This window comes from Bradyrhizobium sp. A5 (assembly GCF_042076515.1).
GTDB classification, from domain to species: domain Bacteria; phylum Pseudomonadota; class Alphaproteobacteria; order Rhizobiales; family Xanthobacteraceae; genus Bradyrhizobium; species Bradyrhizobium cosmicum.
Genome location: NZ_CP148990.1, coordinates 6,595,716 through 6,617,309, shown reverse-complemented (window position 1 = coordinate 6,617,309; position 21,594 = coordinate 6,595,716). Strand labels below are relative to the sequence as shown.

Sequence of the window (21,594 nt, the reverse complement as noted above, 5' to 3'; positions counted from 1 at the left end):
GGGTGGGCAAAGGCCCTCTTGCGCCGTGCCCACCATCTTTCCTCGAATAGGCCATCGGTGGTGGGCACGCGTCGCTTTGCCCACCCTACGATTGTTGCGCGTGAGGGGCGTCCTCACATCCTCAACAACGCCTGCCGATCGATCTTCCCCGTGCCCGTCTTCGGCAACTCGTCGATGAAAATCACCTCGCGCGGATATTTGTACGGCAGCAGCTTGCCTTTCACATAATCCTGCAGCCGCCGCGTCGCCTCGCTCTGGTCGGTGGCGCGGCTGTTCATCACTACCACCGCCTTCAGCGTCATGCGGCGATCCGGCAGCTCGGCCGCGAACACCGCGCATTCGCGGATGTCGGGGTGGTCGGCGAGGCACAGTTCGACTTCGAGCGGATAGACCCACTGGCCGGAGATCTTGATGAGATCGTCGGCGCGGCCCCGGAAGAAGTGGAAGCCGTCGGCATCGCGGACGAAGCGGTCGCCGGTGTAGATCCAGCCGCCGTCGCGGATGGTCTCGGCGGATTTGTCCGGCCTGTTCCAGTACAGTGGCGTGTTGGAATCGCCGCGCACCCACAGGATGCCCTCTTCGTCGTCGCCGACGTCGCGGCCGTCTTTGTCGCGCAGCGCGACTTCGTAACCGGGCACACGCAGGCCGGCGGCGCCGAGCTTCTTCTGCTCTGGCTGATTTGAAAGATAGATGTGCAGCACCTCGGTCGAGCCGAGGCCTTCGACGATCTCCAGGCCCGTGAGCGTCTTCCAGCCATTGAAGACGTCGGCCGAGAGCACTTCGGCGGCGGAGAGGGCCATTCGCAGTGAGGAAAAGTCGGGCTTGTCGGCGCCCTCAGCCTTGGTCAGGGCCGTGTACAGCGTCGGCAGCCCGAAGAAGACCGTCGGCCTGTACTGCTCGATCGCCGCGAAGATCGAAGCCGGCTTCGGTTGCCCCGGCAGCAGCAGCGTCGCCGCGCCCGCTGAGAACGGGAAGGTGACGGAGTTGCCGAAACCGTAGGCGAAGAAGATCTTCGGCACGGAGAAGCAGATGTCATCCGGCGTCAGCCTCAGCACGTTCTGCGCAAAGGCGGCCTCGCTGTAGGCCATGTCGTGCTGGAGATGCACGATGCCCTTGGGCCGGCCGGTCGAACCCGACGAATACATCCAGAACGCCATCTCGTTGCGATGCGTCGGGGCTTCCGTTAGCTCGGCTGGAAATTGCGAGAGCCAGCTTGCCGCTGCGAACGCCGTAGGCGCGGCGTGATCACCCACCGCCCCGTTGACGACGATCAGCGTGCGCAGTTCCGTGTCCTTGCAAGCTTCCGCGTTGAAGCGCGCACAGAACTCGGCGTCCGCCACCGCAACGGTGGCACCGGAATCGGCAAGATAGAATTGCAGCAGGTCCGGCGGCGTCAGCGTGTTGATCAGCAGCGGCACGAAGCCGGCGCGCACCGCGCCGAAGAAGACAGCGGGATAGGCCGGCGTGTCGTCGAGGAACAGCAGCACGCGGTCGCCGCGCTTCAGGCCGAGCGAGACAAGGCCGTTGCCCCAGCGGCACGCGTCAGCGCAGAGTTCGGCGTAGGTGCGGGTACCCGAAGCACCAATGAGGGCAAGCTTGGCGCCGTATCCCTTGCCGAGGTTGTCGAACAGCACGCGGCTGGCGTTGTAGACTTCAGGAACGGCAAAGCCGATCTCGCGGGCGCCCGCGCAGTCCCCGGGCACCTGGTCGCGAATCTCGTTGCTCATGCCGTCGCCTCACCGTCCGCATCCCTGCCACCGTTCTTGGCGGCCTCGTAGCGCGCCATGAAGGCGGGCGACATATGGCGCAGGCGTGCATCGTCGATGCGTCCGGAACGGGTGATGTAACTATAGGCGAAATCCATCAGGCCGAGTTGCATGTGCTGGGGAAAGTGCTCGTACCAGAAGGCGCTGGTGCGCGCCGCGTTGACGAGCTTCTGCACCACAGGCTTTCGCGCGGCCTGATAGCGATGCAGCGCGGTCGACAGATGCGCGTCCGATTCCAGCGCCTTGACCAGCGCGATGGCGTCCTCGATCGCGAGGCGTGTGCCCGAGCCGATCGAGAAATGCGCCGAATGCAGAGCGTCTCCGATCAGCACCATGTTCTTGAACGACCAGTGCTCGTTCCAGACCCAGGGAAAGTTGCGCCAGACCGATTTGTTGGAGACCAGGCAATGGCCGCCGAGCGTGTCGGCAAACACCTCCTCGCAGACGCCCTTCGACTGCTCGGCGTCCTTGTAGGCAAAGCCGTAGGCCTGCCACGTCGCGTGGTCGCATTCGACCAGGAAGGTGCTCATGGTCGGCGAGTAGCGGTAGTGATGGGCGTTGAAGGCGCCGCGATCGGTCTTCACGAAGGTCTGCGACAGCGTGTCGAAGTGCTTCGAGGTGCCGTACCAGACGAACTTGTTGGAGGAGTAGGACAGCGAGGTGCCGAAATCGCCCTCATAGGCGCGGCGCATCAACGAGTTCAGCCCGTCGGCGGCGACGATCAGATCGTGCCCGCCGAGCTGGTCGATCGTTTGGATCTGCGTGTCGAAGCGCGGCGTGACGCCGACATCGAGGGCGCGCTGCTGCAGGAACTGCAAGAGCTCGAGCCGGCCGATCGAGGAGAAGCCGACGCCGTCGATGGCGACGTGGTCGCCATGCAGGTTCAGCGTGATGTTCTCCCAGCTCTCCATGTGCGGCGCGATCGCATCGACCGTCTCGGGGTCGTCGGCGCGCAGGAATTCCAGGGCCTGGTCGGAGAACACCACGCCAAAGCCCCAGGTCGCGTCGGCCGGGTTCTGTTCGAACAGGTCGACTTGATCCTCGGGGTGACGCTTCTTCCAGAGATAGGCGAAATAGAGCCCACCGGGCCCCCCGCCAATCACGGCGATCCGCAACGTCTGCCTCCCTAATTGACAGTATACTTACTATCTAAGGGTAGACTAATGGGCTCCGGCGTCCCGCGCCAGCGGAATTATGGGCAAGGCAAGGCGCGCCGAAGCTCACCTCCGGACGCGCGTCAGGCGCGCACCCGAAGCAGTGACGTTGCGAAGCATAGTCAAACCGCGACGGCTTGGCTATCGGCGCATCACACGCAGCGCTTCACGTAGACGCCGTTCACCAGCACCCTGGTGCAGCGGACCGCCGGAACCGGCTTGCGGACCACGACGGCCGCGTTCGGTCCGGCGCAGCCAGCGCGATAGACGCCGCGCGCGCACACCACCGCGTTGGCATCGGTGGCTTCGAACGTCATGGTCGCCCCGAAGGCAAGGAGCGCGGAAGCGATGAGCAGCAATGCACGCATGTTCTTCTCCCGGTCTTGTCGTGATTGAAATCGGATATCGGCAAAAGGTTTATCGCAGCCGGCGCGCGAAAATTCATTCACGCGCGCCGCTATGTGTGTTGATGCGCGCCGCCTATCGCACTGCGAACGGCGCCAGCACGTCCTTGCAGGCGGGCGACAGCGAGGCGGCGTTGCTGGCAACGCATTGCACGATGCGGCCGCCGCCCGGCGCCACGCCGGCGCACAGTGTACGGATGTCGGCACTGCACGCCGAGCGGACGATGAACAGCTCTTCGCGCGGCCGCAGCGGCCGCAGAACGATCACGGTTGGCGCGGTCGCCGGTGCTGCTGCTGCGGGAGCTGCGCCCGCGGGCGCTGTCGTCGCTGCTGCACCGCCGCCACCGGCTGCGGCGGTCACGGCCTTCTCGCAGGCCGGCGAAACCTTCGCCTTGTTCTTCTCCAGGCATTCGAGCGCGGGCGCGCCGCCCGGCGGCACGCTGGCGCACACCTTGGGATAATCGGCGCGGCATGCGCTCTTCACCGCGGCGGCCTGCGCGCTTGTCGGCTGCTTGGCTGCAGCCGCCTTCGGCGCCGGTGCGGCGGCCGGCTTCGCGGCGGGGGTGGCTTCAACCTTCGGCGCGGCAGGCGCCGGCTCCGCCTTGGGGGCAGCTTCGGTCTTCGGTGCAGCGGGAGCGGCCTCTGTCTTTGGAGCGGCTGCAGGCTCGACCGCGCGAACCGCGGTCTGGCATCCCGATGACAGGCTGGACATGTTCTTCTGCAGACATTGATACGCCTCCACGCCGCCAGGCGTGACGCTCGAGCAGTGTGCCATGAAGTCCGAGCGGCATGCGGACCGCATCGCGCTCTTCTGCGCATCGGTCGGCGCTTGCGCGAATGCGCTTGTTGCAGTTGCGAAGAACGCCGCCGCCAACAATGCGCCGCGCGTCGAAACATATTTCAACGTGTTGAACATCCGAGTGAATCCTGCCCTGCCGGGTAAGCCCGGCGCTTTATCAATATGATGCAATCGCAATCGTCGCGAGCAATGCCTCGCGACGTTATCTTTGGCCGCTTTGGCCTCTACCGCAAGTAGATATTACCTCTGCAGTTGAGACACTGACATCGTCAGAGCCTGATCATGCGCTTGCCGCGGTTCTCGCCCGCAAGCAATCCGATCAGCGCCTTCGGCGTGTTCTCCAAGCCATCGATGATGTCTTCCTGCACCTTCAGCTTGCCGGATTTCACCCAGGTCTGGAGATCGGCGAGCGCGCGCTGGCTTTCCTTCATGTAGTCCATCACGATGAAACCTTGCATGATCAGCCGCTTCACCACGATCAGGCCGGGCACGCCGCGCGGGCCGTGCGGGGAGGGCGCGCCGTCATACTGCGAGATCGCGCCGCAGCAGGCGATGCGGCCGTAATTGTTCATCTGCGGCAGGCAGGCTTCGAGGATGTCGCCGCCGACATTGTCGAAATAGACGTCGATGCCCTTAGGCGCTGCTGCGCGCAGCGCCTTGAACACGGCGCCGTCCTTGTAGTCGACCGCGGCATCGAAGCCGAGTTCGGAGGTCAGCCAGTTGCATTTGTCGGCGCCGCCGGCGATGCCGACCACGCGGCACCCCTTGATCCTGGCGATCTGTCCGACGATCGAGCCGACCGAGCCCGCGGCCGCGGAGACCACGACCGTCTCACCCTGTTTTGGCTTGCCGATCTCGAGCAGGCCGAAATAGGCGGTGAGGCCGGCGATGCCGAACACGCTGAGCAGATGCGTCATCGGTTCGAGCTTCGGCATGCTGGTAAGATGCTTCGCCGGCACCGCCGCATATTCCTGCCAGCCGGTGTCGCCGAACACGATGTCGCCGGCGGCGAGCTCCGGTGCCTTCGAGCTGATGACCTCGGCGATGGCGCCGCCGGCCATTACGCTGTTGGCTTCGACCGCGGACCGATAAGTCGCGCCATGCATCCAGGCACGGTTGGCCGCATCGAGCGAGATGTAACGCACCCGCAGCAGGGCCTCGCCGTCCTTCGGCTCCGGCATCGTGCCGTCGACCATCTTGAAATGTTCAGGGCCGAGCTTGCCGCTGGGCTTTTCCACCAGAAGAATCTGGCGATTGATGCTGCCGCTCATGGCGTCTCCTCTTCGCTTGTTTGACGATTATTGATGCAGCCGCCGCAAACAAAACGTGCAAGCCGCATTCGTTGTGCGCTGCATGAAGGCTAGATCGGCGCCTCCAGTTTCACAATGGGAACATCGGGACAAAGCGACTGCACGCCAAGCGTGTTGCGCAGCTGTCATATCTGCGACACTATGAAGCGCCGGCGTATGTGGGGGTCATCGATGTCGAACAGGTTTACGCAATACATTCTGGCGGCGATGGTGCTCGGCATCATCATGGGCTCGGCGATCTACAACTTCCTGCCCGATACGCGCGCCGACTGGGCCTCCTCCATCAACCTGATCGCCATGATGTTCTTGCGCCTGATCAAGATGATCATCGCGCCCCTGGTGTTCGCGACCCTGGTCGGCGGCATCGCCCATATGGGCTCGGGCTCCAAGCTCGGCCGCATCTTCGCCAAGACCATGGGCTGGTTCGTCAGCGCCTCCTTCGTCTCGCTGATGCTGGGCCTCGTGATGGTCAATCTGCTTCAGCCCGGCGCGAACTTCCCCGGCACGCTGCCTGACAAGGCGCAATCGACCGGCCTGCCGGTCTCGGCCTTCTCGATCGAGAAATTCCTGACCCATTTGATTCCGACCTCGATCGCGGACGCGATGGCGCAGAACGAGATCCTCCAGATCGTGATCTTCGCCGTGTTCTTCTCGGTGGCGATGGGCGCGATGCCCGAGCGCTCCAAGCCGATCCTGGCGCTGATCGACGATATCGGCCACATCATGCTCAAGGTGACGAGCTATGTGATGCTGTTCGCGCCGCTCGCGGTCTGGGCCGCCATCACCGCGACCGTCGCCAAGAACGGCCTGCTGGTGCTCTGGAAGCTCATCGTGTTCATGGGCGGCTTCTATCTCTCGCTCGCGCTGCTGTGGGGCATTCTTGTCATCGTCGGCTTCGTCGTCATCGGCCCACGCTACGCCCATCTGCTGAAGCTGATCCGCGAGCCGCTGATGATCGCGTTCTCGACCGCGAGCTCGGAGGCGGCCTATCCGAAGACGCTGGAGGGACTCAACCGCTTCGGCGCTTCGTCGCGGATCTCGAGCTTCGTGCTGCCGCTCGGCTATTCCTTCAACCTCGACGGCACGATGATGTACTGCACCTTCGCGAGCATCTTCATTGCGCAGACCTATCACATCGAGATGTCGCTCGGCACCCAGCTCGCGATGCTGGCGACCTTGATGATCACCTCGAAGGGCGTCGCGGGCGTGCCGCGCGCCTCTCTCGTCGTGATCGCCTCGACGTTGGCGCAGTTCAACATTCCCGAGGCGGGCCTGCTCATGATCATGGGCATCGACACCTTCCTCGACATGGGCCGAAGCGCTACCAACGTCATCGGCAACACGCTGGCGACCTCCGTGGTCGCGAAGTGGGAAGGCGAACTCGGGCCCGAGCATGCGATGGGACCAGGCGATGCCGTGCCGGAAGACATGATCCCCGGCGAGGTGCCCGCCATGGCCGGCCATGGTTAGGGGCACGTCATGGGCCAGACACTGGCAAGGTCAGTGATCGGTGGCTGCCTGTGGCTCGCGGCATCGTTGCTCGCGACCGCGGCTTCCGCCCAGACCGGCGGCGAAGGGCTCAGCCCGACGCTGTCGGCCATCAAGAAAGCGCATCTCGTGCGGCTCGGCTATCGCGAGAGCTCGCCGCCGTTCTCGTTCCTCGACCAGTCGGGCCGCCCGATCGGCTACAGCCTCGAACTCTGCGAGGCCATCGTCGAGGAGATCGGCGTCGAGGTCGACGACCCCAATCTGAAGATCGACTACGTCAAGGTCACCTCGGACGACCGCATCGACGCGGTGCTCCAGAACAAGATCGACCTGGAGTGCGGCTCGACCACGGCCAATGCCGAGCGCGGCAAGCGCGTCGCGTTCTCGCCGCTGATGTTCGTCGCCGGCACCAAGCTGATGGTGCCGAAGGCGTCGAGCGTCGAGTCGCTGTCCGACCTGAAGGGCAAGACCATCGTGGTGACGAAGGGCACCACCAACGAGCAGGCGATCCAGGCGGCCGACAGGAAATCCTCGCTCGGCCTCAACATCGTGGCCTCACCCGATCACGAACAGTCGTACCAGATGCTCGTAGACGGCAAGGCCGATGCGTTCGCGACCGACGATATCCTGCTCTCCGGCCTGATCGCGCGCCACAAGGCGCAGGACAAGTTCCGCGTCACCGGCGATTATCTGTCCTACGACCCCTACGGCATCATGTTCCGTAAGGGCGAGCCGCAACTCTCGGCCGTGGTCGAGCGCAGCTTCCGCAAGCTCGGCTCCAACCGCGACCTCGTGCCCCTCTATAACAAATGGTTCACCGCGCGACTTCCGACCGGCGAACGCCTGAACGTGCCGATCTCGCTGCAATTGGAGGAAGCGTTCAAGGCGATGGACGATTCTGCTGGCGCAAATAATTAGCTCTCGATCCCGTCATCCTGAGGTGCTCCCGGCGCGATGCAAAGCATCGCGCCGGGAGCCTCGAAGGATGAACGGCCGGGCTGCAGCTACAGCCGGGCTGTCGCCCTTCGAGGGCCGCTGAAGAAGCGGCCACCTCAGGGTGACGGTCATAGATCAGCGCTAGCGGGGATCCCCAAACACCCGATCCAGCGCCGCGCCATACGTCGCCTGCACCAGCTCCGGATGCAGCTTTGCCAGCGCCTCCGTCATCACGCCGGAATTGATTTCTAACACCTGCCACGCGCCATCGACGCGCACCAGGTCGATCGACGCAAAGGTGATGCCGATGGCGCCCGCGGCGTCGATCGCGAGTGTCACGCAGGCAGTGCGAACCTCGCCGTCCTCCACCAGCACCGGCTGTGCGCCGGCATCGAGATTGTGCCGCCAATCCGAGCCGCGCTGCTTGCTGTAGACGACGAGTGGCACGCCATCGAGCAGGATCACGCGTACCTCTTGCTCGATCGCGACATAGGGCGAGATCACGAGCCCCGCACTCATCGAAAAGACCTCGCCAGCCGCGTGGTCGAGTTCGGCCTCCGTCGTCGCCATCAAGACGGATCGTCCCGACGTTCCCTCGTTCGGTTTCACCACCACGCCTTGCGGATTGTCGTGCAGCAGCACGAGCATGGCATCTCGCCAGCCGGCGCCAACAATAGTCTCGCCCAGCTTCGGGTTGAGGAAGAGTTGATGGTGAATGCAGGGCACGCCTTCCAGCATCAGCACCTCGGCGGTGGCAGATTTGTCGTTGGCGAGGCGATGCGCGATGGCACTGTTGAGGCCGATGTCATAGCCGAAGGCGAAATGGCGCGCTGCCCCCCGGCGCATCGCGATCAGCCAGCCACCGGCGCGGACATCGACGGCGATGCCGTGGTTCGCACAATAGTGCCTGATCGCCTGGACGAAGATCCGCTCGCCGCTCATTTGCCTGATCATTCCTGGCGCCAAAGGCCGCAAAAATGCGGGAAACGGCGCCATGTCTGGGTGAAAACCAGAGCTATTCTTAATGAAATTCTCGCGAGCGCCACGGAAATTAAGTGCTGCGCTCGAGCCATTCAGGGGAAAGAAATTACCCTTGATGCGGGCCTGACAGCAGATCCGTTAATGATCCTGCCAATTCCGCCGCAAATGCCGGTTTGATCGGCATCAATTGCACCCGAAACGAGGTTGATTATTGGTCTCAATGGCGTAGATCACGCCTGAGAAATCCTCCGCCATGGCAAGTGGTGCCCGCCTCGCTTCAATGCAACGCTGTTGTTCTAAAACCGCAAATATTCGGAATATCGAAAATCATGAGCGCGTTTTACCGAGAGAAGGTTCTTTCCGTCCAGCACTGGACCGACACGTTGTTCAGCTTCCGCGCCACGCGCGACACCGGCTTCCGCTTCCAGAACGGCCAGTTCGCGATGATCGGCCTCGAGATCGACGGCCGTCCGCTGCTGCGCGCCTACAGCATGGCGAGCGCCAACCACGAGGAAGAGCTCGAGTTCTTCTCGATCAAGGTTCAGGACGGCCCGCTCACCTCGCGCCTCCAGAAGATCAAGGAAGGTGACACCATCCTGGTCGGCCGCAAGGCGACCGGCACGCTGATCACCGACAATCTCATTCCCGGCAAGCGGCTGATGCTGCTCTCGACCGGCACGGGCCTCGCGCCGTTCGCCAGCCTGATCAAGGACCCCGATGTCTACGATCAGTTCGAGAGCATCGTTCTGGTGCATGGCTGCCGTCAGGTCTCCGAGCTCGCCTATGGCGAGAAGCTCGTCGCGACCTTGCGCGAGGACGAGCTGTTCGGGGAGCTGCTGGCGGACAAGCTCATCTATTATCCGACCGTGACCCGCGAGCCGTTCCGCAATCGCGGCCGAATCACCGACCTCATCAACTCCGAGCAGATCTTCAACGACATCGGCCAGGGCCCGCTCGACATCGCCACCGACCGCGTGATGATGTGCGGCAGCCCGGCGATGCTCGAAGAGCTCAAGGTGATGTTCGAAGGCCGCGATTTCATCGAGGGCTCCGGCAACAAGCCCGGCCACTTCGTGATCGAGAAGGCGTTCGTCGAGCGCTGATCGGCGTTCGCCAAGCTCGCAGGGTCCCGGGTCTGCATTTTCTGGCCCGGGAATCGCTGAAGTCCGCTCCCATAGCCCCATCGCCTCTGCTGCACTGCAAAATCCGCCCATCCGGCTGATTGATTTGCCTCGGCCGAATTCGCTAGCCTGAAACAAGGGCCGCGTCATATCCGTATGATTGGCGCAGGCGTATCGTACCGCCTCATGCTGGCGAGAGGATGGGAATCGTGGCCGAAGACAACAAACCGCAGGAAGCTCCCGACCCCTTATCTCCCAAGCGCCTGTCGCTCGCGGAAGAGGGGATCATGGAAACCCTGCTTCTGCCATTCTCGCCACGTTTCATCGTGCTGACGATCTGTGCGGTCGTCACCGCGCTCCTGATCGGCATCGGCGTCGCCGACCGCAAGATCTTCGACATTCTGCTGGTCCCGATCCTGATCTTTGCCGCGCTCACCTTGCTCGGTGTGCGCGATCTCCTGCAAAAGAGCCACGCGGTGCTGCGCAACTATCCGATCTCGGCGCATATCCGCTTTCTGCTCGAAGAGATCCGGCCCGAGATGCGGCAGTATTTCTTCGAGAGCGAGAAGGACGGCATGCCGTTCTCGCGCGACACCCGCGCGGTGGTCTATCAGCGCGCCAAGATGGAGCTCGACAAGCGCCCCTTCGGTACCCAGGAGGATGTCTACCGCGAGGGTTACGAGTGGATGAATCACTCGGTGTCGCCGAAGAGCCATGCCGAAGAAAAATTCCGCATCACCATCGGTGGGCCCGACTGCCAGAAGCCCTATTCGGCCTCGGTGTTCAACATCTCCGCCATGAGTTTCGGCGCGCTGAGCCCGAACGCCGTGCGTGCGCTGAATGCCGGCGCGAAAAAGGGCGGCTTTGCGCACGACACCGGCGAGGGCGGCTTCAGTCCGTATCACGCCGAGATGGGCGGCGACATCATCTGGGAGATCGGCTCGGGCTATTTCGGTTGCCGGCATCACGACGGCACTTTCGATCCGGAGGCATTCGCGCGCGTTGCCGCCCAGGACCAGATCAAGATGGTCGAGCTCAAGATCAGCCAGGGCGCCAAGCCCGGCCATGGCGGCGTGCTGCCGGCCGCGAAAGTCTCGGAGGAGATTTCGAAGATCCGCGGCGTCGCGATGGGCGAGGACTGCATCTCGCCGGCTTCGCACCGCGCCTTCTCGACGCCCGTTGGCATGATGCAGTTCGTTGCCGAGATGCGAAAGCTCTCCGGCGGCAAGCCGGCCGGCTTCAAGCTGTGCATCGGCCATCCCTGGGAATTCCTGGCGATCTGCAAGGCTATGCTGCAGACCGGCATCTATCCGGACTTCATCGTTGTCGACGGCAATGAGGGTGGCACCGGCGCCGCACCGCTGGAGTTCATGGACCATCTGGGCATGCCGATGCGCGAGGGCGTCAGCTTCGTGCACAACGCGCTGATCGGCATCAACGCACGCGACCGCATCAAGATCGGCGCGTCCGGCAAGATCGCCACGGCCTTCGACATGGCGCGCGCGATGGCGATCGGCGCCGACTATTGCAATTCGGCGCGCGGTTTCATGTTCTCGCTCGGCTGCATCCAGTCGCTGAGCTGCCACACCGACCGCTGCCCGACCGGGGTCGCGACGCAGGACCCGACCCGCGCACGCGCGCTCTACGTGCCGCTCAAGATCGACCGCGTGCACAATTATCACCACGCCACGCTGCATTCGCTGACCGAGCTGATCGCCGCGGCCGGCCTCGAACATCCGCAGCAGCTGCGCCCGATTCACTTCAGCCAGCGGACCTCGACGACCGACGTGAAATCCTTCGCGCAGCTCTATCCGGCATTGCGGCCCGGAGAATTGCTGGAAGGCACCGAGGATCCCCGGTTCCGTGACGCCTGGCGGATTGCGCAGGCGGAGACGTTCCAGCCGGCGCTCTGAGGCGCCGTTCCACCGCATGATACCGTCGCATTTTGCGGCGGCGACAATTCATCGGGGATCGGAGTCGTGTTTTAACGTCTATGTCAGCTTCGGGTGTAAATTGGCCCGATGGACGAGCGACGCGATAGAGCCAGGCATCGTGTGCTGAAGGCCGGAACCATCGAGTTCGGCGGCGGCGCGATCGACTGCACCGTCCGCAATTTTTCCGGCACCGGCGCCGCTCTCGACGTCAGCAGCCCCGTCGGCATCCCCGAACACTTCACCCTCATCATCCAGGCGGACGGAACGCATCTCGCCTGCACTGTGGTCTGGCGCAAGGAAAGGCGCATCGGCGTGAAGTTCGGGTGAGGCTCTGCGTTCGACGCGAAGCTGGGGCTCACCCCGTCTCGACTTCACCCGTCCGGCTTGCCAGAATCTTGTCGATCCGCCGCCCGTCGAGATCGATCACCTCGATGTGCCAGCCGCCGAAGTCGAAGGCATCGCCGATGTCAGGCAGCGCGTTGAACTGTTGCAGCACGAGGCCGGCCACCGTGTTGTAGCGGTGCGGCGGCAGCTCGATGCCGAGCAACTCGCCGAACTCGTCGACCGGCATCCAGCCGGAGACCAGCAGCGAGTCGTCGCCGCGCCTGACATAGGCCGGCTCCGGCGGTCCTTGCTCCGAATGGAAGGCGCCGACGATCGATTCGAGGATGTCCGCGGCCGTCACCATGCCTTCGAAGGCACCGTATTCGTCGTAGACGAACCCGATGTGAACCGGCGCAGATCTCAGGATCGCCAGCACGTCGCGAGCGTCGGCCGACGCTGGAATGCCGGGCGCCTCGCGCACCAGCGCGCGCAGATCCGGCGCGCGTTCGTTCATATAGGCGATCAGCAGGTCCTTGGCCTGCAGTACGCCGATCGGCTTGTCGCGGTCGCCGTCGGAGACGGGAAAGCGCGAATGCGGGCTCTTTGCGATGATCTCCTGAATGGCTTCCGGCGCATCATTCAGGTCGATCTCGTGGACCTCCGTGCGCGGCGTCATGACGGCGCCGACCGGCCGGTCGCCGAGCCGCATCACGCCCGCGATCATCTCCTTCTCGCCGGGCTCGAGCACGCCTGCATTCTCCGCCTCGGTGACGAGATGATGGATCTCATCCTCCGACACCTTCTCCTCGGCCTTGCCGCCGCGGCCGAGCAGCCTGAGGATCAGCTTGCCGGAGAGATCGAGCAGGAAGACGAGCGGCAGCGATACCTTCGCAAGCACGTGCATCGCCGGCGCAACCTTCACCGCGACGCTCTCGGGATCGCGTAGCGCCACCTGTTTCGGCACCAGCTCGCCGACGATCAGCGTGGCGTAGGTGATGAGCGTGACCACGATGCCGACGCCGACGATGTCGGCAACGCCGGCGGAGAGACCGGCCTCGACCAGCCATAGCGTCAGCCGCTGGCCGAGCGTCGCGCCGGAGAACGCGCCCGAAAGCACGCCGACCAGGGTGATGCCGATCTGTACCGTCGAGAGGAACTTTCCGGGATCGGCCGCTAGCTTCAGCGCCCGCTCGGCGCCGCGCACGCCCTTGGCGGCAAGCAGCGACAGCCGGGCCGGGCGGGACGAGACCACGGCCAGCTCCGACATGGATAACAGGCCGTTGATGACGATCAGGACGACGACGATGATGAGTTCGACGGACAACATTGTGTGCAGGAAAGAGGATGTCAGGCCCGGCGGACGCCGGACCGAGTCCCTTATATAGGAACTCCAGGCGCGATTTGCCCGGCTCCGACCAAAATTGTCGCAGCTTGGGCTCTCGTTCGAATTTTCGGGATTTGATCCCCTGAGGGTCAATCTCGGCGAACCTGTTTAAGCGGCGTTAATGATGCTTTCTCAATGTGACACATCTCGATCCGTCGCAGTCCGTGTTTATGGAACGCGCGTAAGCGTTGATTAAGGCGCGATAGCCATATTTGCCCCCGTAAAGAGCGAGCGATCGGCTGCGAAACCTGTGGTCTCCTCCGGTCGCAAGGCACCAGTAAATGGTCTCGGCCGCAGCGACGGCAATCAGGGTGAAGGTCAAATGCTCCGCGGCTTAGTGCTTCGTTTCCTGCAAAACCGGAAGGCCAACGTCGCCATCATCTTCGCGCTGATGCTGGTCCCTATCATATTTCTGCTGGGGATGGCGCTCGACTACACGCTGGCCTTGCGCCAGCGAGAGCAATTGAACGCGGCCGCCGATGCGGCAGCCATCGCGGCCGTCAGGCCGGCGATGCTGACGCAGAGTGACAACACGATCGTCAAGGCGACGGCTGCGGCCGTGTTCGCCACGAAGGCCAATCTTCCGGGGCTGTCGGCGACTCCGACCCCGACCGTCAATGTCGTCGATTCCGGGCTCGCGCGAACGATCACGGTTTCCTATACCGCTCAGTCGGTGAATAACTTCCCGAACGTTCTTGGCAAGCAGACGTGGCAGATCTCGGGCTCCGCGACCGCGAAGGCCTCGAGCGCGCCCAACATGAATTTCTACCTGCTCCTGGACGACTCGCCGTCTATGGGGATTGGCGCGACCGCGAATGACATCAGCAAACTCATCACGTACACCGCTTCCAAATACCAGTCGGCGACGTCTTCGCAGAACTGCGGCTTCGCCTGTCATGAAACCAACATCGCTCACGACGGCGGCACCAAGGACAATCTCGCGATCGCACGAGCTAACAACATCAACCTGCGAATCGATCTCGTGACGACTGCCGTCAATCAGCTGCTGAATTCGTGGTCGAATTGCCCGCAAGCGGGCGTTACCGGCGGCGTGATGCAGTGCATGGCGACGTTGAACAATACGACCTACAAGGCGGCGCTCTACACGTTCGACGTAGGTTTGAACACCTTGGCGACGCTGACCACTCCGAGCACCGCCGGAACCAAGGTCTCAAACATCGCGTTGATGCCGGTCTATTACCAGAACTGCGTCTATTCGGGCTGCTCTTCGTCCAGTGCGACCAATCCCACCACCGACTATGGCACCGATATCGCTGGCGCGCTTTCAAGCGTCAACGGCCTCATGCCTGCTCCCGGGCTGGGCAGCAACGCGGCGGGAGACACGCCGCAGGAAGTCATCTTCCTCGTCACTGACGGCGTCGAGGACAAGATCGTCACCAGCGCTGCAGGATGTCCCAACGCGAGTCTCGCGTCCTACAAGCGATGCCAGCAGCCGCTCGACACGGCGGCATGCACGACCATCAAGAATCGGGGCATCAAGATCGCGATCCTCTACACCGAGTACGTGCAGCTCATCGCCAATTCCGCCACCGGTATCCAGAAAACGGATCAATGGTACATGAGCTGGATCGACAAGTACGACCAGCCTGATCCCGCGAGCGGCACGATCGCGAAAAACCTCCAGGCGTGCGCCTCGCCCGGCTTCTACAACCACGTTCAATCCAGCGACAAAATTCCCGATGCGCTGACGGATCTCTTCATCAAGGTCGCGTCAAGCACAGCCAACCTGGTGCAGTAGGAAGCCGCCATGAACGGATCGCACGTCGCAACAAAGAGGAGACGCCGCAAGTTTTGCGCCGATTTCGCTCGCGATGGCGACGGGGCCACGGCGGTCGAGTTCGCGCTCGTGGCTGCCCCGTTCCTGGCCCTCCTCATCGCGCTTCTTCAAACGTTCGTCGTCTTCTTTGCCCAGCAGTTACTCGAATCCGTGGTCCGTCAATCGAGCCGCCTGGTGATGACCGGGCAGGTGAAGGAGCAGGCGATGACGCAGGATGCCTTCAAGCAGAAGGTCTGCGATCAGGTCGTGATATTCTTCACCTGTAGCGGCCTGATGGTCGATCTGCAGGTTGCCAATTCGTGGTCTACGGCGGACACGTCGATGCCTCCCTTGAGCTTCGACGCCACGGGGGCAGTCAAGAACACCTGGAAATTCGAGCCCGGCGATATCGGCGATATCGTCGTTCTCCGGGTGACATATGTTTGGCCGGTCGTTCTTGGGCCGCTTGGTTTCAATCTCTCGAATCTTTCGAGCGGCAACCGGCAGATCATGGCATCCGCCGCGTTTCAGAATGAGCCGTAACCCCGGAAGGAGTCAGCTATGATCGCCGGCCTGTCGTTGCGCGCACGGCGCCTGTGGACCGACGTTAGAGGCGTTGCAGCGACGGAGTTCGCCATCGTGGTCCCGTTCATGCTGGTGCTCTATGTCGGCGGCGTCGAGCTCGGCAACGGGTTGGCCATGAACGTCAAAGTCAGCGCAACTGCGCACGCCGTCGGTGATATGGTCTCGCAGAATACGTCGATCAGTACGGCCCGCATGCAAGCCATTCTTGGCTCTGCGAAGGCAATCATGGCGCCCTATCCCGTGACCGATTCTAGCGGGTCCTCGCTCATTACAATCACAGTATCCGAGGTTTCCACCGACAGCAGTGGAAATGCAACCGTCCAATGGAGCCAGTCGACCTCCTCGACAGGAGGGAGGCCGAAAAATCAGCAGTTGGCGCTGTCCTCGTTCACCGCACCTGATCCAAAGAATCCAAGCAATGCGAACATCTCGCTCATTCTGAGCGAGGTGTCCTATAATTACGCGCCGAACCTGGGCTACAGCATTACCGGCACCGTCAAACTGAGCGACAGCTATTACCTGTTTCCGCGCTGTTCGACGAACAGCCCTGCAGCGTCCAGCTTTCCGTATTACGACGTGAAGTACTCTTCGACGTCGACGACGTGCACCTGCGTCCAGCATCTGCAGCAGAAGACCTGCTAGCTTTCTAACGCGCGTGCGGCCCGCACTTGAACTGGATTCGGCATTACAACCGATCTTTTGATCGTCCGATCGCGGGCTGCGATCAGAATTCGCCGTGCAGCCGCCCCGAGAACACCGAGACCGGTCCGCGGTCGGCGTTGTAGGCGGGATTGACGATGAGCTGGTAGTCGGCGGTGAAGGTCAGCGCCTTGTTCAGCGCGTAGGCGTAATAGGTCTCCAGCACGCGTTCGCGCCGGTAGTTGAGCTGGCCGTCGCCGATCAACGGCCCGAGTCCGCCGGCGGCGATGAAGTCGCGATGGTCCTGCGAGAGGCCGTTGATGGCGCCGGCGATGGCGACGATGTCGTCGGGCCGGCCCCATTTCGCGCCCTTGACCGAGACGCCGCCGGACAGGCTGCGGTCGATGTCGGTGAACGCCATGATCTCGTTGCGGCCGTCGTTCCAGCTCCAGCGGCAGAACACGCCGATGTCGTCGGTGACGGCCTGTTCGAGGTTAAACGCGTAGCCGTATTTGAGGCGGCCGCGGCGGGTCTGGGTGATGTCCACGCCAAACGCGGGATTATCCAACGTCTCGCGATAACTGCCCGCAAAGGCGCTGTTGACGAAGCCGAGCGTGCGCAGCTTGCCGGGCAGGCCGAACAGCGAATAGCGCGTCTCGAGCTCCATCACATATTCGCCGCGGCGCCCGACATTCATGTCGAAATTGCTCGAGTTGGATGTGGCATCCATCAGGAAGTAGCCGGCGCGCAGCGCCCATTGCTTCTGATTCAATTCGGCCGTCGCGCCATAGCCGAGGCCGAGCTTGTCGGCCGCATAATCGAAGGCGCCTGAGGCCCAGATCGACCAGTTCATGAAATCCTTGCGCGGGTCGTGCGCGTAGGAATTGCCGTCGAACACGTCGACGACGGAGAATTTTCCGACCTGCAAGGTCAGGCGCGAGACATCGACCTTGCTGGCGAGCTGAAGCTGTCCGCTGGCAAGCTCCTCCTGCTCGCCGCCGAAGCCAAACGTCTGGCGCACGAACAGCCGCGAGGCGTTGAAGTGCGGATAGGGGAAACCGGATTTCTGCGCTTCGCCGTTGGGAAAGCCCGCGGCGCCCGTCGTGTTGTTGAAGCCAAACCCCTGCAGCAGCTCGGGATTGAAATAGACCTCGCCGCCATCCCATAGCCGCGCATTCAGATAGAGCGAGTTGCTCCAGGTCTGCTGGAAATCCGGCGACGGGAGCAGGCTGTTCGGTCCGGTATAGGGCGCGCGGAATGCCGGATAGCCCTGCCCCAGTACGGTGGACTGGCCGTGGATCTCCCAGCGGCTGGATTCGGTGTCCGTGACATCCGACTTCGGATTGGTGGTCGGCACGCCCGGCCAGTCGATCTTGCGATTGAGGCCGATGCGCAGGCTATGGAAATCCATCGACGACGAATATTGCGCGCCCGATGGGAAGCTGACGTCGGCGTTCTCGAACTTGCTGTAGAGATATTCGAGACGCGCGCTCCAGTGCGGCGCGAAGGCGTACTCGACACCGCCGCCGGCAGTCCAGCCGAACCGCGTGTTCAACACTTTCTCTTCATTGCCGCCTGTCGGCGTCGCGAGGAAGCGCTCGCCGGCAAACGCCGCGCCGCCGGTGGCGTAGACCAGCCAGTTGCCTGCGGCGTAGCCGAGGCGCGCGCGCAGGCTCGCGACATAGTCCCAGCGCTCCTCCACGCTCGACAGCGCGGTCGCCGCCGATGACACGACGTGGTTGGAGGGCAAATAGTTCGGAAACGAGATGTCGCCTTCGACGCCGAGCAGCAGCCCCGAATTGAGGCGCCAGTTGTAGCCGGCCTGCACGCCGCCGGTCGCTCCGGTGAAGACATGGTTGTCGGTTGCGAGTGTGGGATCGGTCAGCGTCGCGGAGGATGTGCCGCGGGTGAAACCGGTGTGCGCGCCGATATAGAGGCCGGTCCAGTCATAGACCGGCTTTAGCGCGGGCGCCTTCAGCGGCAGATCGGCCGCGCGGCCGGCGGCGGGAAAAGCCAGCACGCCCGAGGCGATTGCCGCGGCCGTTCGCAAATACCGATGTCGAAGCCCTCTCAACGTCAAAACGCACGCCCCCAAAACGCAAATATGTCCACGCCGCGCTATCCCTGCCGATTCGCCGCGGCCCTGTCATCAAGTCTTGGGTCCTCACGCGATCGGACGAGATGATCCTGATTTGGCGTAATTTTTTCCCAAGTCCCTAGGCTCATTACGGACTTTATTGCGATTAATTCGCAATAGCAACTGGTGCGGATTGCCGCAGTGGATGGTTGGCATCGCTGTGTGACGGGACTGCAACAGATTCCCGGTGTCCAAATGAATGACCCCGCCCGGGGGGACAGCCGGGCGGGGTCGGGGGCGCGACACGGGGTGGATGAGGCGCCCGTGTCGGACGCGGGATCCACGTGAGATCGGCCTCAGGTACCTGGATCAGTAGCAGGTACGAACGCGGCCAACGTACTGACCGAAGGCATTGTACTGGGCGGCCCAGCCGCAGCGGTGGTAGCCGTAGTAATAGGGGTCGTTGCTGGCGGCGATCGCGGAGCCGACCACTGCGGCGGTGGCGATGCCGGCGCCGACACCCCAGACCCAGCCGGGCGGCTTGGCTTGAGCCTGCGAGGTGGTGGACACCATGGTGCCGGTGACGGCGAGGGCGGCGAGAGCGATGGCGGCAATCCTGGTCCTGATCGACATTTGAAACTCCATCCGGGTTGGGGCGGTCCGTTGTGGCCCGCGTGCCCAGTTGGACGGAGGCTCCTCGCGTCCGGTTCGAAGGCATGTTTCGTGGCCGCCGCGCGGAGCTCTTTCCCGAATAGATTCAGGAGGATGCGACCTATCCCAGGGGACCTTTTGCAAGCCTGTTCACGTCGAAGTTATCGACCTCGGCCAGCAACTCGCAGAAGGCCGTCGCGCCCTGATCGATGAGCTGCTCGCCCTTCGCGGCCACGGCCAGCGTCGCATTGCCGACCGCACCGCTGGCGTTGAGATCCTGCGTCTGCCAGGCGAACGGCGCCGGCCGCTGCGTCGACAGCCAGCGATATTGCTTCTCCAGCGCGATGCTGCTTGCGGGAAAATCCGCAACGGCATCGCTGCGCACCTGGTCAGGATAGCGCGCCAGCATGATCGAGGTCTCGACCGCGCCGCCGTGAATGCCATGGCGGACTTCATCGGCCGGGAACAATGTGTCCGCGCCTGATAGCCGCGACCACGAGGTGGTGACCACGAACAGCTTCTGATGCGCGCGCAGATCCTGCGCGATCAGCATCATTGCCGCGCTGTTGCCGCCATGGCTGGTGATGATGACGAGCTTCTTCACCCCGCGCCGCGCGATGTCCTCGCCGATCCCGGTCCATCGCTTCAGCGCGACGTCAGTCGGCAGCGTCTGCGTGCCCGGATAGTCGATATGCTCGGTGGAAATCCCGATCGGTTCAACGGGCAGGAACGTCGCCGGAACGCTCGCAGGCAAAAGCTCGCGCACGCGCGCCAGATAGGCGTCCGCGATCAGCACGTCGGTGGTAACCGGCAGATGCGGGCCGTGCTGCTCGGTCGCCGCCAGCGGCAGCACCGCGATCCAGCGTGACACCTCGGTGGGCGCAGCATCGGCCCAGCCAATCTCGGTCCAGTCGCGGGAAGGCGTCATCAAGGTTTCTTTGCCCGAATTTGTCGCGTAATTTGGGGTTATCAGGGGACGCGGGCCAGGCCGGCTCGCGTCCCCTGATATCTTGCGGTTTTATCGCGTTGGTTTGGTGTCGGCTAGAAGCGATCGACGGAGTGCCATTATGAGCCCCTCTCATCTGCGGCGAGCGTTAACGGCGGGCTTGATGGCCGCTTTGGTCTCGACGGTCCCGGCGCGTGCCGAGACGCTGGACAAGGTCACCTTCGGCACCAACTGGGTCGCCGAGGCCGAACATGGCGGCTTCTTCCAGGCGGTCGCCGACGGCACCTACAAGAAATACGGGCTCGACGTCACCATCATCCCCGGCGGTCCCAACGAAAACAACCGGATGCTGCTGGTCGCCGGCAAGATCGATTTCTTCATGGCCGCGAACACGCTGATGTCGTTCGATGCGGTCGCCAACAACGTTCCCGTCGTGACGATCGCCGCGATCTTCCAGAAAGACCCGCAGGTGATGCTGACGCAGCCGGACGCCAAGGTCGCCAAGATCGAGGACCTCAAGCCGCTGACGCTGTTCGTCTCCAAGGAGGGCATGACCAGCTACTTCCAGTGGCTGAAATCGGAATACGGTTTCAGCGAGAAGAACGTGCGGCCCTACAATTTCAACCCGCAGCCCTTCATCGCCAATCCCAAGAGCGCGATGCAGGGCTACGTCACCTCCGAGCCTTTCGCGGTCGAGAAGGCCGCCGGCTTCAAGCCCAACGTGCTGCTGCTCGCCGATTCCGGCTTCAACACCTATTCGACCCTGGTCGAGGCCCGCCGCGACACGGTCGAGAAGAAGCCGGACTTGGTACAGCGCTTCGTCGATGCCTCCATGATCGGCTGGTACAATTACATCTATGGCGACAATTCCGCCGGCAATGCCATGATCAAGAAGCTCAATCCGGAGATGACCGACGAGCTGCTCGCCTATTCCGTCGCGAAGATGAAGGAGTACGGCATCGTCGATTCCGGCGACAGCGTCAAAGACGGCATCGGCGCGATGAGCGACGATCGCTACACCTCTTTCTTCAACAAGATGGTGAAGGCCGGCGTCGTGAAGCCCGATCTCGACTTCCGCAAGTCCTACACGCTGCGCTTCGTCAACAAGGGCGTCGGCGTCGAGCTGCGCCCGAGCAAGCCGTAACGCATGCTGAGACTGGATCAAGGTGTGGCGGCGGTGCTTACCTCTCTCGAAGGGAGAGGTCGGATCGCATCGCCAGATGCAATCCGGGTGAGGGACTACGCTCCCTCGTGGGACCTGAGCCCCCTCACCCGCGCCTGCGGCGCGACCTCTCCCCGTCGGGGAGAGGTGTGGGGC

At 63.1% G+C, this 21,594-nt stretch carries 19 protein-coding genes; 9 read left to right on the top strand and 10 right to left on the bottom strand.

Annotation, left to right across the window (positions count from 1 at the left end):
* Positions 1-113: 113 nt before the first annotated feature.
* From WHZ77_RS31280 to WHZ77_RS31260, 5 genes are all read right to left on the bottom strand, one after another.
* The gene (locus WHZ77_RS31280; RefSeq protein WP_375311453.1) at positions 114-1,727 is read right to left on the bottom strand and encodes a benzoate-CoA ligase family protein; all 1,614 of its coding nucleotides are present in this window, start codon (positions 1,725-1,727) and stop codon (positions 114-116) included.
* Positions 1,724-2,881 (bottom strand): FAD-dependent monooxygenase, encoded by a 1,158-nt coding sequence (locus WHZ77_RS31275; RefSeq protein ID WP_375311452.1) that lies wholly within the window; start codon positions 2,879-2,881, stop codon positions 1,724-1,726. The genes WHZ77_RS31280 and WHZ77_RS31275 overlap by 4 nt, the downstream gene beginning before the upstream one ends.
* A 191-nt stretch (positions 2,882-3,072) precedes the next feature.
* On the bottom strand, positions 3,073-3,288 hold the full coding sequence (locus WHZ77_RS31270; RefSeq protein WP_014439337.1) for a hypothetical protein: 216 nt from the start codon (positions 3,286-3,288) through the stop codon (positions 3,073-3,075).
* Between the two features lie 112 nt (positions 3,289-3,400).
* Entirely contained in the window at positions 3,401-4,240 is an 840-nt protein-coding gene (locus WHZ77_RS31265) for a cysteine rich repeat-containing protein (protein ID WP_375311451.1), read from the bottom strand.
* A 152-nt stretch (positions 4,241-4,392) separates the two neighbouring features.
* Positions 4,393-5,394, bottom strand: coding sequence for an NADP-dependent oxidoreductase (locus tag WHZ77_RS31260; RefSeq protein WP_375311450.1), 1,002 nt, complete (start codon positions 5,392-5,394; stop codon positions 4,393-4,395).
* Positions 5,395-5,604: 210 nt separating this feature from the next.
* Between WHZ77_RS31260 and WHZ77_RS31255 the strand changes: the two genes are divergently transcribed.
* Together WHZ77_RS31255 and WHZ77_RS31250 are read left to right on the top strand one after the other, a co-directional pair.
* Entirely contained in the window at positions 5,605-6,903 is a 1,299-nt protein-coding gene (locus WHZ77_RS31255) for a dicarboxylate/amino acid:cation symporter (protein ID WP_375311449.1), read from the top strand.
* Positions 6,904-6,912: 9 nt separating this feature from the next.
* Positions 6,913-7,839 carry an amino acid ABC transporter substrate-binding protein gene (locus WHZ77_RS31250; RefSeq protein WP_375311448.1) on the top strand — a complete coding sequence of 309 codons (927 nt, stop codon included), beginning with the start codon at positions 6,913-6,915 and terminating at the stop codon, positions 7,837-7,839.
* 159 nt (positions 7,840-7,998) lie between these two features.
* Here WHZ77_RS31250 and WHZ77_RS31245 read toward each other — a convergent pair whose 3' ends face one another.
* Entirely contained in the window at positions 7,999-8,811 is an 813-nt protein-coding gene (locus tag WHZ77_RS31245) for a RimK family alpha-L-glutamate ligase (protein ID WP_375311447.1), read from the bottom strand.
* Between the two features lie 356 nt (positions 8,812-9,167).
* Between WHZ77_RS31245 and WHZ77_RS31240 the strand changes: the two genes are divergently transcribed.
* The 3 genes from WHZ77_RS31240 to WHZ77_RS31230 all read left to right on the top strand — a co-directional run bounded on the left by WHZ77_RS31240 (position 9,168) and on the right by WHZ77_RS31230 (position 12,220).
* Positions 9,168-9,941: a ferredoxin--NADP reductase gene (locus WHZ77_RS31240; RefSeq protein WP_375311446.1), complete on the top strand. Its 774-nt coding sequence runs from the start codon at positions 9,168-9,170 to the stop codon at positions 9,939-9,941.
* Positions 9,942-10,159: 218 nt separating this feature from the next.
* The gene (locus tag WHZ77_RS31235; RefSeq protein ID WP_375311445.1) at positions 10,160-11,872 is read left to right on the top strand and encodes an FMN-binding glutamate synthase family protein; all 1,713 of its coding nucleotides are present in this window, start codon (positions 10,160-10,162) and stop codon (positions 11,870-11,872) included.
* A 108-nt stretch (positions 11,873-11,980) separates the two neighbouring features.
* On the top strand, positions 11,981-12,220 hold the full coding sequence (locus tag WHZ77_RS31230) for a PilZ domain-containing protein (protein WP_375311444.1): 240 nt from the start codon (positions 11,981-11,983) through the stop codon (positions 12,218-12,220).
* Positions 12,221-12,248: 28 nt separating this feature from the next.
* Here the strand turns inward: WHZ77_RS31230 and WHZ77_RS31225 are convergent, their stop codons facing one another.
* Positions 12,249-13,544 carry a hemolysin family protein gene (locus WHZ77_RS31225; RefSeq protein ID WP_375311443.1) on the bottom strand — a complete coding sequence of 432 codons (1,296 nt, stop codon included), beginning with the start codon at positions 13,542-13,544 and terminating at the stop codon, positions 12,249-12,251.
* A gap of 379 nt (positions 13,545-13,923) precedes the next feature.
* On the opposite strand from WHZ77_RS31225, the gene WHZ77_RS31220 reads away from it, so the two are divergent.
* Genes WHZ77_RS31220 through WHZ77_RS31210 form a run of 3 tightly spaced genes read left to right on the top strand, consistent with a single transcriptional unit; the run spans position 13,924 to position 16,605 of the window.
* Positions 13,924-15,360 (top strand): TadE/TadG family type IV pilus assembly protein, encoded by a 1,437-nt coding sequence (locus tag WHZ77_RS31220; protein WP_375311442.1) that lies wholly within the window; start codon positions 13,924-13,926, stop codon positions 15,358-15,360.
* A 9-nt stretch (positions 15,361-15,369) separates the two neighbouring features.
* Positions 15,370-15,921: a TadE/TadG family type IV pilus assembly protein gene (locus tag WHZ77_RS31215; RefSeq protein WP_375311441.1), complete on the top strand. Its 552-nt coding sequence runs from the start codon at positions 15,370-15,372 to the stop codon at positions 15,919-15,921.
* Positions 15,922-15,939: 18 nt separating this feature from the next.
* Entirely contained in the window at positions 15,940-16,605 is a 666-nt protein-coding gene (locus WHZ77_RS31210; protein ID WP_375311440.1) for a TadE/TadG family type IV pilus assembly protein, read from the top strand.
* Between the two features lie 82 nt (positions 16,606-16,687).
* On the opposite strand, the gene WHZ77_RS31205 is transcribed toward WHZ77_RS31210, so the two are convergent.
* From WHZ77_RS31205 to WHZ77_RS31195, 3 genes are all read right to left on the bottom strand, one after another.
* A complete protein-coding gene (locus WHZ77_RS31205; protein ID WP_375311439.1) occupies positions 16,688-18,652 on the bottom strand; it encodes a carbohydrate porin in 1,965 nt (654 codons plus the stop codon).
* A 396-nt stretch (positions 18,653-19,048) separates the two neighbouring features.
* A complete protein-coding gene (locus tag WHZ77_RS31200) occupies positions 19,049-19,312 on the bottom strand; it encodes a hypothetical protein (protein ID WP_375311438.1) in 264 nt (87 codons plus the stop codon).
* 139 nt (positions 19,313-19,451) lie between these two features.
* Entirely contained in the window at positions 19,452-20,258 is an 807-nt protein-coding gene (locus WHZ77_RS31195) for a creatininase family protein (RefSeq protein WP_375311437.1), read from the bottom strand.
* A gap of 139 nt (positions 20,259-20,397) precedes the next feature.
* Between WHZ77_RS31195 and WHZ77_RS31190 the strand changes: the two genes are divergently transcribed.
* Positions 20,398-21,420, top strand: coding sequence for an ABC transporter substrate-binding protein (locus WHZ77_RS31190; RefSeq protein ID WP_375311436.1), 1,023 nt, complete (start codon positions 20,398-20,400; stop codon positions 21,418-21,420).
* The last annotated feature ends 174 nt before the right edge of the window (positions 21,421-21,594 follow it).